Here is a 13,937-nt window from a genome sequence, read left to right on the forward strand (position 1 = left end):
CAACCGTATTCCAGATTCTAGGACGCCGGGCCGACTCGCTTCGGATGGGGCTCTACACCAACTTTCTCGACACTACCCTCGTAGAGCTTGATGTCGTCGTTGCCGAGGTCCTGGAACGTCACGCGCAGGTCCTCCTTGAACGAGATCGGGTCGGGAAGGTGCCACCTGTAGAGGCCGTGCCTGGGCAGCGCGTCGTCGTTGGTCGCGAGCATCGGGTTCGGGTTCGACTTGCCCGCGCTGAAGCGGTCGCGCGTGGCGTCGCGCGTCGAGCGGTACGGGTAGCCGGCGAACAGCGTGTTGAAGCACTGCGCCTCGGGCAGCGCGTGGGGCGGCCTGTCGAGGAAGGCCCAGGCACCGCCGAAGTAGTCCTCGGCTCCCGTCGAGGTGACCGTGGGGAACTCCTCGTCGCCGTCGAGGAAGAACTTCATCTCGCCCTCGCCCCACCAATAGCGCTCCAGGGCGCACAGGGCCATGTAGGTGCCGACGTAGTAGCCCTTACCGCGCACGCCGTCGAGCACGGTGTAGTCGACGCCCCTGCGGGTGCTGCGCTCGCGGTTAAAACGGGCGTGGAAGTACATGGCGTCGTCCGGCACGTCGGTGAGCGCGTAGTTGAACGTGTAGAAGATGTACTTAATGAACCCGGGGTGCTCGCTCGTAAGCGTGACTTTGGCGTGCTTCCTGAAAGGCATCTCGAAGTAGCAGTTCATGCCGCCCGTCGGGTTCACGCAGATGGGCATCGAGTTGACGATGGCGCGCTCACCGAAGCCGTTGCAGAAGAAGTCGCCGACAGGGCACTCGACCGAGGGGGTCTCCTCGTCGTCCCAGTAGAAGCGCAGCACGAGGTCGCGCATGACGAAGCTGCCGGCGGCGGTCTTGTCGGGGACGGTCATCCAGATGTGGCGGATGATGCCGGGGCCCTCGATGTCCGCGAGCGTGATGGTCTCGCCGGACTCAAGGGGCACGCAGCACGAGCCCTTGCGGCCGACGCCGAGGTGGCTGGCCGACATGGCGGCGCGGCCCTTCTCGCCCGTGATGTTCTCGGGGGTGATGGCGCGGCTTTCCTCACCGCCGTGCATCCACACGTCTTTAAGGAACTCTCTCATCGTCGACCTCCTCTATTCGTCGTCTTCGCACTCGGCGGAACTGGCACCGTTCACGTAGACGATCTGCTGGCGCGCCTCGTCGACGAGGGCGTCGAAATCGAGTTTCTCGTCGGGGCGCGCGAGCGCGACCGTCATGGCGAGCGGGAGGTTGACACCCGCGATCACGTGGATCCGGTCGGAGGCGAAGCGGGAGAAGCGCTGGTTCACGCTGCCGCCGAGCGCGTCGGTAAGGACGACGACCTCGTCAGTGCCCGAAAGCGCCGCCTCGACCGCCGCGTCGAGCCCCTCGCCGTTGTCGTTCACGTAGGCGCACACGGCGTTGACGGCGTCGCTCTTACCCGTAAGGAACTCGAGGGTGTCCTTGAAGCCCTGGGCGAGAAGGGAATGGCTCGCCACAACTATCTTTCTCATTGATTCACCAATCTCTTGGGTCGAAGCTAGGCGAGGATGCCGGCGGCGGAGGCGACCATCGCGAGGACGATCACCACGAGGATGAGGGCCGTCATGCTCGCGTTCTTCTTGGTAAGAAGGTAATACGCGCTTCCCGTGATGGCGGCGGGGATCATGGCAGGCAGGATCTTGTCGAGCAGCGGCTGAATCTCCATCGAGACGTCGCCGAAGCTGAAGCTAATCGGGCAGGTGACGCCGATGACCGAGGCGATGAGGCAGCCGACCACGGTGAGGCCGAGCACGGAGGCGGCGGCAGTGAGGTTGGGAAGCTTCTCGCTGAAGTCGGTGACGAGCTTCACACCCTGCTTGTAGCCGAACTCGAGGGCGTGCATGCGGACCCAGAAGATGGCCAGGATGAGCGCGAACCAGATGCCGGCTCCCACGGGGTTGCCCTCGATGGCCATATAGGCGGCGATGGAGCCCATGATGGTCGGGATCATGGTCATGAGCAGGGAGTCGCCGACGCCGGCGAGCGGTCCCATGGTGCCGATCTTCAGGTCTTGGACGGCGTCCGCCGCCGCGAGGCCGTCACGCTCCTCCATGGCCACGCAGGCGCCGAGGATGATGGCGGCGAGCCAAGGCTGGGTGTTGTAGTAGCGGAAGTGGTTGTTGAGCGCTTGCTTATAGTCCTCGTCGTTCGTGTAGATCTTCCTCAGGATCGGCGAGAGGGCGTAGGCGACCGAGGCGCCCTGCTGGGTCTGGTAGTTGAAGGTGCACACGCTCATGAGCCAGCGCCAGTTCGCGTTGCGCAGGTCCTTCTTGGTGACCTTATAGCCGGAGGGCTTGCCCTCGACGGCGGTGATGTTCTCGTTTTCCATGGTTACTCATCCTCTCCGATGAAGGCGTCTGCGGAAGCGTGGGCGGCGAGCTCGGTGTCCCTCTCGGCACGCTGGTAGAACGCGATCGCGAGGGCAACGCCGACGATGGCGGCGCCGATGATGGGCACGTTCAGGAAGGCCGAGAGGAAGAAGCCGGCGAGCAGGTACTGGAAGTACTTGCCGGTGGGCATGTAGCGGAGCAGCATGGCGATACCGATGGCCGGGAGCATCTTGCCGGCGAGGGTGAGGCCGGAGAGGAACCACTGGGGCATAACCTCGAGGAGCCAGTTGACGGCGGGCTGGCCGAGGGTCACGGAGACAAAGACGGGCAGGGCGGCGCACAGGCCGAAGAGCGCGGGGCAGACCCACAGGATGGCGTTCATCTGATTGAACTTACCCTCGTTGCAGAACTTCTGGGACTTCTCGACGACGAAGCCGTTGAGGATCTTGACGATGACGTCGAGCTGGATGCCGAGCATGCCGACCGGCAGGCCGATGGCGAGGCCCGTGTCCGTGCCCAGGGTCACGCCGTAGGCTGTGGCGATGATGGCCATCGTGCCGTAGTCGGGAATCGACGAGCCGCCGAAGCCCGCGACGCCGAGCTGCATGAGCTGGATGGTGCCGCCGATGACGAGGCCGGTCTGCCAGTCGCCCATGACGACGCCGGTGATAAGGCCCCAGAAGACGGCATAGTTGACGAAGATCATCGGGATGCCGTAGTAGTCCACGTGCTTGATGAAGGCAAGCAGGGTCAAAAGGACGACCTGCAGAATAGTGAAGTTGACCATGATCCCTCCTTAGATGAGGTCGGCGACGGAGACGGGCTTGTCGGCGGGCACGAACTGTGCCGTCACCTTGACGCCGCGGGCGATGAGCGCCTTGTAGCTCTGGACGTTCTCGGCGGAGGCATAGGCGCGCTGGGTGAGCTGGACGCCGCCCTCCTTGACAAGAGAGCCGCCGACGATCAGCGACGGGAGCTCGATGCCCGACTCGACCAGGTGAAGGATCGTCTCGGGCTCCTTGGCGATGACAAAGACCTTCTCGCGGTTGTACTTGCCCGCCGCGAAGTTCTTGAGCGCGGTCTCCTCGGAGATGATCGAGACGGCCATGCCCGCGGGGCGCGCCATCCTCATGGTGGACTTCAGGACCTCGTCGCCGGCGACCTTGTCGTCGATGACCATGACTCGGGTCGCGCCCGACACCGGGGCCCACTGCGTCACGATGATGCCGTGAAGCAGGCGATTGTCGATTCGTGCCATAACAACACTCATGTTTGCTCCTATCAAATGAAGTTTTACGTTCGGTACTGCCTCGGCGCTATCCGGATTCGCGCCGGGCAAGGGGTTATCGGATTATTGAGGACGCGCGGTCAGCTTGCGGCGGCGCGGGGAAGGTCACTCGTCGAGCAGGAGGTCCGAGGAGCCGAGGCGCTCTTCTCGCGCCGGGGCGGCGCTCACGCTTATGTAGTCGAAGACATATGCGATCTCGCTTACGGGAACCTCTACGCGATAGCGCGTCGAGATGCTCGAGAAGCTCTGCCTGAAGGACTCGATGAAATCGGCGCGTTCCTCCTCGAAGCGGTCCTGGCCAACGTAGGTCTCAATGGGGTTTCTGGTAACAAGGCGCTCGACGAGACAGCAGAGGTGGACATAGAGCCCAATGATGGCGTTGCTGCCGATCTTCTCGCCTGTCCTGCGCTGAAGCTCGTGCACGGCGCTCTCGATCTCGTGGAATAGCCGCTCCGGGTCGAGGATGGTGATGGAGCGGATGACGTTCTGCAGCGTCATGTTCGAGAGCAGCTTCTCGTGGAAAGAAGAGAGCTCGGAAGCGTCAAGCCACCTGCCGAACACGGCATCAACCTTAGAGGCGGACGCCGTCGACATGATGTCCTCGAGGGCGACGAAGGGGACGGAGACGACCCCGGGGTCTCCCGTGCCGATGACGGCGCAGACGCGGTGCTCGGAAAAAACGGCGTCGTTCGACCCGTTCGCGACGAGCTGCTTGAAGGGCCTCGTGAGCAGGCGCGCGCCTATGGTGCGCGGGAGGCTCTGCGAGACGAGCTGGCGTATCCTCTCCGCGGCGTCGACCCCGGACTCGGAGCAGAAGACGATGGCGTCCTCACGGTTGACGCGCTCGATCACCTTGCAGTGCGTCACGCACGCGGCGGTCGCATCGCCAAGAACCTCGGCGATGGACTTGCCGCCGAGCAGCCCGACCCCGATCTCGAGCGCAAGACCGGTAGAGACGTTGTCCACCACGCCGATAGTGGAGTCGGTAACGTTCTCGAGGGCCTTATAGGCCTCCTCCAAGGAGCCCATGTCGACGAGGAACACGACCCCGGTGCAGTAGGAATGGCGGTCGACGAGGCGCTGGAGCGGACCGACGATGTCCTTCAGCTGCTGGTCGTAGGGCATGTCGACAGCCTCGTACACATGCATGCCGAGCATACGGTTCGCCGCGTCGGCGATGCTCGTCGCCGTTGAGTAGCCGTGGGACAAGATGACGCAGAGCGTCCGAAGGGCCTTCGCATCGCGAGACTCCGATGCGACGCACAGCGTCAGAAGCGTCTTCGTGAAGTGATCGAGCGAGATTCCCAGCGCCCCTTCCACGTCTGCGGCGACCTGATCGGAGACACTCGAGGCAAACGGCAATTCGGAGGTCACGGCACCGAGGAGATGGGAGATTTGCTCCGCACAGGCAGACTTTCGCTTAGCCAGGCCGATACCCGGCCACAACTGCAGGCAAATCTCCTGGGCCAGTAGAAAAGCAACCTTCCTCGAAAGCTCGATGCCATAAGAAGAGCCTGCGTCGGCAAGGACCGCGCCCACGACGCGCTCGAAGGCGCGCGACCTCGAGGAGGCGACGCCGTGGTCGAAGATCAAGTGATCCTCAACGCCGCGCACAGCGGAGACAGCTTGCGAGACAAGCTCGGAGACAGAGAGCTCCCCGGCGCAGAATCGCTCATCGAGAGAGCACAGGGCATCGAGCGCCTGCTCGACCGGCCCTGTGCTCTCGGCGGCATCCAGAGACGCGTCAATCAGAACGCCATCGTCGGGCTGTTGATCGATCTGCGCGGAGGAGAGGAGCCCGCTGGGAAGAAGATACGGGCGAACGACGACGTAGTCGCCCTCGCGATTGAGGAACGCTTTGGCGCAGCAGTTCGTCACGCAGGCGCGCAAGCCGGCGATGTTATCGGAAAAGTCCGCGTTCACGAGACAACGGTATGCGCCGCGGCTGATCTTCACATCAGAACCGATTCGGCACCCCTCGCTGCGCAGGAAGCTCAAGATGAGATCCTCGCGCTCCTCGGGGGTCCGCTCCTTGAGTGAGGGGACGCGGGCACAGATGGGCATTTTGCTGTAGGCCGAGGAAACCTTCAGATCATCGGCGGAAAGCGTCGTCGAAAGAACGAGGCGAGCGCGCGGCGCATCCTGGGAGGCATCGAGCCCGAGGGCCGTCGCAAGGCAGTGTTCCATCGCAGAGGGAGAAAGTGCCTCGATGCCGTTGACAAAGACCACGCCCCCGCGCGATTTCGCGATCGACTCGTCAAGAAGTCCATTGAACGAGGCGGCGTCCGGGACCCCGGTGCAGTCGATGCGCAAATAGGAGGAGTCGCGGGACAGCAAGCCCTAGTTCTTGCCGTACTCGTACACAAGACGAGAAAGGAAAGACTTGCCGACACCCACGCCGCCGCTCAAGAGGATGGGCAGGCCGAACGGAGGGTACTGAACCGCAGCCTTGCACTGCTCGACAACGGAGCTGAGGCTCAGGTCGAAGCCCACGGCACGCGCGAAGTCACGGTGATCGGCGATTCCCGTCGCCTGGATGAGGTCGGCGAGCGAGGCGTACTCGCTTGCAGAGAGCTTTACCTGAAAACGCTTCTGGAACGCGCGGCGATGAAAATAACGGACAGGCCTGCCCGCCACCTTAACCACAAGGCCGGCGCGAACAAGGTCGTTGAGGTACTGGCTCGCCAGGCTCCTGGAGATGATGAGCGTCTCGGCGATGTCGGAGGTGGACAGACGGGCAAGGTCGTCGAGCGAGACGGCAGAGGTGAGGGCCTCGAGATGCTCGAGAATCCTGTCCCTCATGTCGACGGGCTTCTTTGCCAAGCTGTCCTGTGCGGTCTTGTCCATGACTTCTTACCTCCTTGTACAAGGAGTATAAGGGGAACACAGAGAACGGAAGGGGGCGCGTGGGGGAATCAACAGCCCCGAGGAGAAGTTCACCACTTGAGGGGCAGAAAACAACGGCCATTGAACATTCAGGGCCGACGCTCAACACTTCGGCTCGACACTTCGCTTTGGAAAGGGCCCTGCGCGCCGGGGTCCCAACATAAAGAAGGGCCCCGGCGCGCAGGGCCTAAAGCTTAACCATGCGCGCGGCGAAGCGGGCGCAGTCGCAGGCGGCCTTCTTCTCGAAGGTGTTGTAGTCGACGACCTGGCCCTCGGCGCAGGGCTTGTCGCTGATGGCGCGCACGACGACGAGGGGCACGCCGTTGAGATAGGCGGCCTGCACGATGGTGCAGCCCTCCATCTCGCAGCACAGGTCGCCGAAGGTCGCGAGGATGCGCTCCTTCTGTTCCGCGGGCGAGACGACTCGGTGGGCAAGGTCCTCTCAAAAGGGGTCGTCCGACGCCGCAAGGCCTCGATGACCGACTACCGTCTCGAGCAAGTGGCGGATTACCTCTACACTATCGAACTTGCCTTGGTCAAGTACGAGGCCAAGGAGAACGGTGAGACGTACAACAAGTTCTTCGGAGGTATAGGCTCTTTCAAGAGGAGCTGGCTCAAGCAAGCCCGCAACAAGCGGATATAGCTGGTCTCGCGGTTTCGCAAGGAACGGTCAGTTCTCCTCTGGCGAGGAATCCCGGGCGACGTGCTTCGAGCAGCGGAAGCTGAAGCGCAAGCAGAAGCAGCGCGGGCATTGATCGGTGCCGACATGGGCCCAGACGTGAACAGTGCTACGTCCCCTGTTCACGGGGCGCGAAACCGCAAAGGTTGCACAGAGGTTGCAAAATAAGAAGCCCCCGACCTGTTTTCGCAGGTCAGAGGCTTGAAATCAACGAATATCGTTTACTCCCACTCGATGGTCGCGGGCGGCTTGGACGTGATGTCGTAGCAGACGCGGTTGGCACCGGGGACCTCGGCAACAATGCGGCCGGAAATGCGGGCCAGCACGTCGTAGGGCAGCTTGGCCCAGTCGGCGGTCATGGCATCGCTGGACTCGACGGCACGCAGGATGATCGGACGCTGGTAGGTGCGCTCGTCGCCCATAACGCCGACGGACTTAATGTCGGGCAGAACCGCGAAATACTGCCAGCAGCTGTGCTCGGAGTTGCGCTCGCCGGTCTGCTCAAACAGGCGCTGGTTGTAGGCATCCAGCTCCTCGCGCACGATAGCGTCGGCGTTCTTGAGGATCTCGAGTTTCTCCTTGTCGACCGCACCGATGGTGCGGATGGCAAGACCCGGGCCCGGGAAAGGCTGGCGGAACACGATGTGACCCGGCAGGCCCAGTGCCAGACCAAGCGCGCGGACCTCGTCCTTAAAGAAGTGGTCGAGCGGCTCGATGAGGTCGAAGTGCACGCCCTCGGGGAACGGGATCAGGTTGTGATGGCTCTTGATGGTGGCCGTCTTGCCGCCCGTCTTGCGAGCGCCGGACTCGATGATGTCGGGGTAGATGGTGCCCTGAGCCAGGTACTTGACCGGCTTGCCATCGGTCTCGAGCTGCTGCGCCACGGCGAAGAACTCTTTCCAAAACTGCGTACCGATGATGCGGCGCTTCTCCTCGGGCTCGGTCACACCGGCCAGAAGCTCGGCATAACGGTCCTCGGCGTGGACGTGGATAAAGTCGACGTCAAACTGCTTGGTGAAGACCTCCTCCACCTGCTCAGGCTCGCCCTTGCGCAGCAGGCCGTGGTTGATGAACACGCAGGTCATCTGCTTGCCCACGGCGCGAGCGCCCAGCGCAGCCACGACGGAGGAGTCGACGCCACCGGACAGGGCCAGAATCACGCGGTCGTCGCCGACCTTCTCGCGGAACTCGGCCGTCATGGTCTCGACCAGGTTGTCCATGCTCCAGTTGGGCTCCAGGCCGCAGATCTCAAACAGGAAGTTGCTCAGCAGCTGCTGACCATACTCGGAGTGCTTGACCTCGGGGTGGAACTGCGTGGTGAAAATCTTGCGCTCGACGCACTCCATGGCGGCAACCGGGCACACGTCAGTGCTGGCGGTAACGGTAAAGCCCTCGGGCACCTCGGAAACGGCGTCGCGGTGGCTCATCCACACGGTCTGCTCCATGGGCGTGGAGTTAAAGAGCTTGGCGCCGGCCGTGCGCGTGATGGTGGCGCGGCCGTACTCGCCCACCTCGGAGTGGCCGACCTTGCCGCCGAGCGTCACGGCCGTGATCTGATGGCCGTAGCAGAAGCCCAGGACGGGAAGGCCCAGGTCAAAGATGGCGGGATCTATAGACGGAGCGTCCTCGGCATACACGGAAGCCGGACCGCCGGAAAGGATGAGCGCAGAGGCGTTCATCTCGCGAATCTCGTCGGCCGAGATGTCGCAGGGGACAATCTCGGAATACACGTTGAGGTCGCGGACGCGACGGGCAATGAGCTGACCGTACTGCGCACCAAAGTCGAGTACGAGGACCTTTGCGGAAGCCTTTTGATCCATGGTTCCCCCTCTTGTTGGCGGGGAGCCGGTGCCCACCCGCGTGAATGAACGAAAATAGCCTTCATAGTGTACACGTTATATGGGGTTTCTCGCCCCTCGCAGCCATCAGCGCACGGCAAACGCACGACCTGGGCCCCTATTTGACGGCAATTGAAGTGTTTTCAAACGTTACAGATGATGTAATACGTTTGAACATTGGACGCCCTGTGCCACAATACTGCCGAACGACTCCGCCTCTGCGGCGGCAAATACGATAGGAATACCAGCATGAAGCGCATCCTTCTCATCGCCACGGGCGGCACCATCGCATCGACCGAGGACGGCAACGGCCTCTCCCCCGCCCTGACCGGTGAAGAGCTCGCCCAGAGCGTCCCCGAGATCTCGGGCCTCTGCGAGCTCGACGTCGTGCAGCCCATGAACATCGACAGCACCAACATGCGCCCCAGCGACTGGATGTGTATCCGCGACGTCATCGTCAAGGGCTATGCCGACCACGACGGATTCGTGATTCTACACGGCACCGACACCATGAGCTACACCGCGGCGGCGCTTTCCTATCTGATTCAGGACAGCCCTAAGCCTATCGTGCTCACCGGCTCGCAAAAGCCCATGGGCAATCCCTTTACCGACGCCAAGCTCAACCTGTACCAGAGCCTGCTCTATGCGCTCGACGAGCATTCGCACGACGTTTCGATCGTGTTTGGCGGCGTAGCCATTGCCGGCACGCGCGCCCGCAAGCAGCGCACCATGAGCTTTAACGCGTTCATTAGCGTCAACTATCCGCCCATTGCCTACATCCGCAACGACCGCATCGTGCGCAACGGGCTCCACGGCACGCATCAGGGCGAAAACCCGGTGCGTTTCTACGACAGCATCAACCCACGCGTGTTTGTCCTTAAGCTTACGCCCGGCGTGAACCCGGGCATCCTCGACGCCCTTGCCGACAGCTACGACGCCGTGATTCTGGAGACCTTTGGCATTGGCGGTATTCCCGAGTTTGGCGAGTCCGGCGAGTCGTTCCAAGAGGCAATTTTCCGCTGGGTCGATTCGGGTCGCACCGTCGTTATGACCACGCAGGTCCCCGAAGAGGGCCTCGATCTGGGCGTTTATGAGGTCGGCCGCGCTTACGCCGATCATCCGGGCATTCTGCGCGGCGATGATATGACCACCGAGACGCTCGTGGCCAAAACCATGTGGGCACTCGGCCAGTCACGTGATGCGGCCGAGATTCGGCGCCTGTTCTACAGCCAAGTCAACCACGACCGCATCCCGATGGCGTAATTCAGTTGTCGACGGGTATCCCCTATTCGATACCCTCGAGAAGCTCTGACACCGTCATGCCGAGTGCGGGCGCGATCTTAAATAGAACCTTGAGCGTGAAATTTGCCGTCCCATCTTCGATTCGGTCGAGGTAGGGTCGGCTGATTCCTGTCGCCACACAAAAATCAACCTTGGAGATACCAAGGTCCCTGCGTGTCTCTTCGACCCGCCTGCCAAGAATCTGTTTCGCACGTTCGTCCATGCAGCCGAGTTTGAAATGGAGCCGAACATAAACGTAAACTATAGTTTACGTTTTCCCGAATACACAGGAGTTTTCTATGTCGGGTTCTTCGGTCCGCATGTACCGAGCCACGCTTCGCACAAACAGCGCGCCGCCCAAGCTCGTCGTCGTTGAAGCTGAATGCCTTTCGCCCGATGAGCGCACAGCATTTGCATTGCTATCAAGTCGCGTCGCCGCCGTTCTGGTCCCTTGCCCGGCGCGAGGTGAACTTGCCATCCGATGCCAAACGCACGGCTGCTCGCTCAATCAGGCTGCCGTAATCGCAACCAGCCAACGCGGCCTGCCGCTCCTTTTAGAAGCCGGCATAGCACTCGCCCTTCGCGGCGCCGGATACGAAAACGAGGCCGCCGCCGATGCAGTCTTTCAACCACGATCGAGCGGCGGCCTCGCAGCAGCCATTGAATATGCGTGCAGGCTCGTTGCCTAAAGGCGCAAGCTAAAAGCCCAGGCCAAAGCCCATACCGGTAATCGCCGAATACATAAAGTAGACGTTGATCACGTTGAGGAACACACCCGTGATGCAACCGTTACGCAGGTAGCGCTCGCACACGATGCGCGCCATGGCGGCGGAGTCATCATTGTTCTTTGCCTGGCGTCCCGCCGTAAAGTACGTCGCCACGCTCAGCAGCAGATTGAGCACCGGCAACGCCAGCAGCTCGTAGCTCTTGCCCCAGCGCGTCGCCTCGCCGGCGGCATTAAACTTCGTTGCCACCTCGGGACCAATGTTGGGGATAACACACGCTGCGACCACCAGCGGAATCACCGCAAGTACGAGCAGCGCAATACCCATGTAGCCAGCTTTTTTGCCATATTTAAACATATGCGTCGTCCTTACACGTTAAAGCGGAAGTGCACGACGTCGCCATCGGCCATGACATAGTCCTTGCCCTCAATACGCAGCTTGCCGGCGGCCTTGGCGCCCTGCTCGCCGCCGAGCTCGATGTAGTCGTCGTAGCCAATGACCTCGGCCTTAATAAAGCCGCGCTCAAAATCGGTGTGGATGACGCCGGCGGCCTGCGGGGCGGTCGCGCCCTGACGAACCGTCCAGGCCTTGACCTCCATCTCGCCGGCCGTAAAGAACGACTGCAGACCGAGCAGCTTATAGGCCGCCTGCGCGAGCACGTCCAGACCGGGCTGCTCCAGGCCCAAGCTCTCCAGGTAGTCGGCGGCGTCCTCGGGATCGAGCTCGGAAAGCTCGGCCTCAATCTTGGCGCAGATGGGCAACGGCTTGACGCCATCGATGGGCGCCAGGTCCTCGTTGAGCATATCCTCGTCCACGTTGGCCACGTACAGAATGGGCTTCATAGTGAGCAGGAACAGGCCCTTAGCGGCGGCACGCTCCTCGTCGGTCATCTCCATGGATGCGGCGCGCTTGCCCTCGTTGAGCCAGGCAAGCAGGCGCTTGGCCACCTCGAACTTGGGCATGAGCTCCTTGTCGCGCTTGGCCTCCTTCTCGAGCTTGGGCAGCTGCTTCTCGAGCGTGCCCATGTCGGCCAGGATGAGCTCGGTCATGATGGTGTCGGCATCGCCGGCGGGATCGACGAACTCGCCCGTGCGGCCCACCTCACGCATGACGTTGGGGTCCTCAAAGTAGCGCACGACCTCGCAGATGGCGTCGGTCTCGCGAATGTTGGCCAGGAACTGGTTGCCCAGGCCCTCACCCTCGTTAGCGCCCTTCACCAGACCTGCGATGTCGACGAACTCGACCGTCGCCGGCACAATACGACCCGGGTTAACGATGTCGGCAAGCTTTTGCAAGCGGCTATCGGGCACGTCGACGATACCCACGTTGGGGTCGATCGTGGCAAACGGGTAGTTGGCGGCAAGGCCGGTCTTTTTGGTAAGCGCGGTGAACAGCGTCGACTTGCCCACGTTGGGCAGGCCCACGATACCGATGGAAAGGGACACGACAGCTCCTTTTGGTACAGGTACTTCAAACCGTATAAGTATAGCGCCGCCGCAGCATCCGGGCGAATCCGGACACCGCGGCGGCGCAAATGAAGCAGAGATAGAGCTCGCTGACTAGTCCGCGAGCTTCTCCACCTGATCGAGCATCTTGTCAAGCTTGGCCTTTGCCTCGGCCTTGGCCTTCTGGGCCTCTTCGTGGGCCTTGGCCTTCTGAGCGGCCTTTTCCTCGGCCTCGGGGTCGACAACGACCAGATTGGACGCATCGTGCTCGACCAGCTTGAGCGCATGCTCGGGGCACACCTTGACGCAGGCTCCGCAACCTAGGCAATACGTAGACTCCAGTGCAAAGCGACCGCTTCCCACCAAATCGCAGGCAAACGTGGGGCACACGTTGACGCACTCGCCGCACGACGTGCACTTGTCAAAATCGCATTCCGGCGTGCTCACCTGCATGTTCTGGGCTAGCTCGGGGTGGTTTTGCAACGTCGAGAGCACCAGCTGCCGCCCGTGCGTGAGCGAACGGCGACGCTTGGTCGTCGTGGTGCCGCACATGGTGTTGAGCGTGCGCTCCAGCTGGGTAATCTGATGGCGATGGGCTTTGAGCTTTTGCGTCACCGAGGCCAGTGCCGCCGTCGCCGGATTGAGCTTGGTCACCGTCAGGCCCGTGGTGCGGGCAATCTTTTCCATATACTCCTTGCGTTCGTACTCACGAAGCTTATGGCACTTGAGGCTCTTGGGGTCGACCTCCAAGCCCATACCCGTGCCGGACCACTCCTCGGCCTTCGCAATCGCCTCGCCCAGAATGTCCTCACCGCCGGTGTTGCGGCATTTATCGCACACGCCCAGCGGCAGGTACACACTCACGTTGGGATAGTCCGCCAGTACCGAGAACCAAGTCTCGGCCGTAATATCGCCCACGCAGGCAACGACGACCTCGTTTTCGCGCGGCATACGCTTGAGGGCGCGCGTGCAGGTGACGTAGGCGGTCTCGTGGCTCGTAGCGGCAGAGACGATATCGTCATACAGGTTTTTAGGCGCCAGGCGCGGCGAGATGATCGCCTCGGTCGGGCAGGCAGCGGCGCACAGACCGCACTTGCGGCAGGAGTCGAGGATCTCAATGGCGTCTTCCTCGACCTCGATAGCGTTGACCGGGCACACGTCCATGCACGCGGTGCAGCCGCTCTTTTCGTTTTTGCAGGTCAGGCACGGAATGGTATTGCCGCGCGGGCGCTCCTTGTAGTCGGCAGGATTCCACTGCGGCGCCGACGGATCGAGTGCATCGGTCACGCCGCCAAGCGGGTTTTTAAGAAAGTCGAAACCCTTGCTGATCTCGATAATGTCATCAAACAGATCGTGTTCCTGCGCCATGCGCGGCCCCTCCCTGAGCAGTGCAAACAAGCAAGAGATAATGATACGCTATCGG

General features: G+C 62.0%; 15 protein-coding genes and 1 pseudogene. 3 read left to right on the forward strand and 13 right to left on the reverse strand.

The features are described from left to right. Positions 1–17: 17 nt before the first annotated feature. The 8 genes and pseudogenes from GPK42_RS01190 to GPK42_RS01225 all read right to left on the reverse strand — a co-directional run. A complete protein-coding gene (locus GPK42_RS01190) occupies positions 18–1,103 on the reverse strand; it encodes a glycoside hydrolase family 172 protein (protein WP_215692928.1) in 1,086 nt (361 codons plus the stop codon). A gap of 12 nt (positions 1,104–1,115) precedes the next feature. Beyond that, complete coding sequence (locus tag GPK42_RS01195) at positions 1,116–1,514, reverse strand: PTS sugar transporter subunit IIA (protein WP_055287011.1); 399 nt, start codon at positions 1,512–1,514, stop codon at positions 1,116–1,118. 26 nt (positions 1,515–1,540) lie between these two features. Then, positions 1,541–2,371 carry a PTS system mannose/fructose/sorbose family transporter subunit IID gene (locus GPK42_RS01200; RefSeq protein ID WP_117843678.1) on the reverse strand — a complete coding sequence of 277 codons (831 nt, stop codon included), beginning with the start codon at positions 2,369–2,371 and terminating at the stop codon, positions 1,541–1,543. Between the two features lie 2 nt (positions 2,372–2,373). Next, a complete protein-coding gene (locus GPK42_RS01205; RefSeq protein ID WP_215692930.1) occupies positions 2,374–3,159 on the reverse strand; it encodes a PTS mannose/fructose/sorbose/N-acetylgalactosamine transporter subunit IIC in 786 nt (261 codons plus the stop codon). Between the two features lie 9 nt (positions 3,160–3,168). Beyond that, a complete protein-coding gene (locus GPK42_RS01210; RefSeq protein WP_215692932.1) occupies positions 3,169–3,642 on the reverse strand; it encodes a PTS sugar transporter subunit IIB in 474 nt (157 codons plus the stop codon). A 123-nt stretch (positions 3,643–3,765) separates the two neighbouring features. After that, positions 3,766–5,997 (reverse strand): PTS sugar transporter subunit IIA domain-containing protein, encoded by a 2,232-nt coding sequence (locus GPK42_RS01215; RefSeq protein ID WP_215692934.1) that lies wholly within the window; start codon positions 5,995–5,997, stop codon positions 3,766–3,768. 3 nt (positions 5,998–6,000) lie between these two features. Beyond that, positions 6,001–6,507, reverse strand: coding sequence for an ArsR family transcriptional regulator (locus tag GPK42_RS01220; RefSeq protein ID WP_215692936.1), 507 nt, complete (start codon positions 6,505–6,507; stop codon positions 6,001–6,003). Positions 6,508–6,733: 226 nt separating this feature from the next. After that, positions 6,734–6,955 (reverse strand): annotated as a pseudogene (locus GPK42_RS01225) (phosphorylase family protein); the annotation flags it as partial. Positions 6,956–6,973: 18 nt separating this feature from the next. Here GPK42_RS01225 and GPK42_RS01230 point away from each other — a divergent pair. Beyond that, positions 6,974–7,189, forward strand: coding sequence for a cyclin family protein (locus GPK42_RS01230; RefSeq protein ID WP_215692938.1), 216 nt, complete (start codon positions 6,974–6,976; stop codon positions 7,187–7,189). A 257-nt stretch (positions 7,190–7,446) separates the two neighbouring features. Here the strand turns inward: GPK42_RS01230 and guaA are convergent, their stop codons facing one another. Continuing rightward, positions 7,447–9,045 carry a glutamine-hydrolyzing GMP synthase gene (guaA, locus tag GPK42_RS01235; RefSeq protein WP_195361401.1) on the reverse strand — a complete coding sequence of 533 codons (1,599 nt, stop codon included), beginning with the start codon at positions 9,043–9,045 and terminating at the stop codon, positions 7,447–7,449. A 267-nt stretch (positions 9,046–9,312) separates the two neighbouring features. Between guaA and GPK42_RS01240 the strand changes: the two genes are divergently transcribed. Next, entirely contained in the window at positions 9,313–10,326 is a 1,014-nt protein-coding gene (locus GPK42_RS01240; RefSeq protein ID WP_195361400.1) for an asparaginase, read from the forward strand. Positions 10,327–10,348: 22 nt separating this feature from the next. Here the strand turns inward: GPK42_RS01240 and GPK42_RS01245 are convergent, their stop codons facing one another. Next, positions 10,349–10,567 (reverse strand): helix-turn-helix domain-containing protein, encoded by a 219-nt coding sequence (locus tag GPK42_RS01245; protein WP_035136926.1) that lies wholly within the window; start codon positions 10,565–10,567, stop codon positions 10,349–10,351. 76 nt (positions 10,568–10,643) lie between these two features. On the opposite strand from GPK42_RS01245, the gene GPK42_RS01250 reads away from it, so the two are divergent. Then, positions 10,644–11,033 (forward strand): hypothetical protein, encoded by a 390-nt coding sequence (locus tag GPK42_RS01250; protein ID WP_195240289.1) that lies wholly within the window; start codon positions 10,644–10,646, stop codon positions 11,031–11,033. Positions 11,034–11,042: 9 nt separating this feature from the next. On the opposite strand, the gene GPK42_RS01255 is transcribed toward GPK42_RS01250, so the two are convergent. From GPK42_RS01255 to GPK42_RS01265, 3 genes are all read right to left on the reverse strand, one after another. Continuing rightward, positions 11,043–11,426 (reverse strand): DUF1648 domain-containing protein, encoded by a 384-nt coding sequence (locus GPK42_RS01255; RefSeq protein WP_117765273.1) that lies wholly within the window; start codon positions 11,424–11,426, stop codon positions 11,043–11,045. An 11-nt stretch (positions 11,427–11,437) separates the two neighbouring features. Next, complete coding sequence (gene ychF, locus GPK42_RS01260; RefSeq protein WP_215692946.1) at positions 11,438–12,514, reverse strand: redox-regulated ATPase YchF; 1,077 nt, start codon at positions 12,512–12,514, stop codon at positions 11,438–11,440. A gap of 114 nt (positions 12,515–12,628) precedes the next feature. Beyond that, positions 12,629–13,882, reverse strand: coding sequence for a 4Fe-4S binding protein (locus GPK42_RS01265; protein WP_215692948.1), 1,254 nt, complete (start codon positions 13,880–13,882; stop codon positions 12,629–12,631). Positions 13,883–13,937: the final 55 nt, after the last annotated feature.

Origin of the sequence: Collinsella aerofaciens (genome assembly GCF_018785265.1) — a bacterium.
Taxonomy (GTDB): Bacteria; Actinomycetota; Coriobacteriia; order Coriobacteriales; family Coriobacteriaceae; genus Collinsella; species Collinsella aerofaciens_AI.

Coding starts and splice junctions, on each gene's coding strand:
- GPK42_RS01265 (WP_215692948.1), bottom strand. CDS start 13,882: ATGGCGCAGGAACACGATCTGTTTGATGACATTATCGAGATCAGCAAG.
- GPK42_RS01245 (WP_035136926.1), bottom strand. CDS start 10,567: ATGGACGAACGTGCGAAACAGATTCTTGGCAGGCGGGTCGAAGAGACA.
- GPK42_RS01220 (WP_215692936.1), bottom strand. CDS start 6,507: ATGGACAAGACCGCACAGGACAGCTTGGCAAAGAAGCCCGTCGACATG.
- GPK42_RS01205 (WP_215692930.1), bottom strand. CDS start 3,159: ATGGTCAACTTCACTATTCTGCAGGTCGTCCTTTTGACCCTGCTTGCC.
- GPK42_RS01190 (WP_215692928.1), bottom strand. CDS start 1,103: ATGAGAGAGTTCCTTAAAGACGTGTGGATGCACGGCGGTGAGGAAAGC.
- GPK42_RS01210 (WP_215692932.1), bottom strand. CDS start 3,642: ATGAGTGTTGTTATGGCACGAATCGACAATCGCCTGCTTCACGGCATC.
- GPK42_RS01255 (WP_117765273.1), bottom strand. CDS start 11,426: ATGTTTAAATATGGCAAAAAAGCTGGCTACATGGGTATTGCGCTGCTC.
- GPK42_RS01195 (WP_055287011.1), bottom strand. CDS start 1,514: ATGAGAAAGATAGTTGTGGCGAGCCATTCCCTTCTCGCCCAGGGCTTC.
- GPK42_RS01200 (WP_117843678.1), bottom strand. CDS start 2,371: ATGGAAAACGAGAACATCACCGCCGTCGAGGGCAAGCCCTCCGGCTAT.
- GPK42_RS01250 (WP_195240289.1), top strand. CDS start 10,644: ATGTCGGGTTCTTCGGTCCGCATGTACCGAGCCACGCTTCGCACAAAC.
- GPK42_RS01240 (WP_195361400.1), top strand. CDS start 9,313: ATGAAGCGCATCCTTCTCATCGCCACGGGCGGCACCATCGCATCGACC.
- guaA (WP_195361401.1), bottom strand. CDS start 9,045: ATGGATCAAAAGGCTTCCGCAAAGGTCCTCGTACTCGACTTTGGTGCG.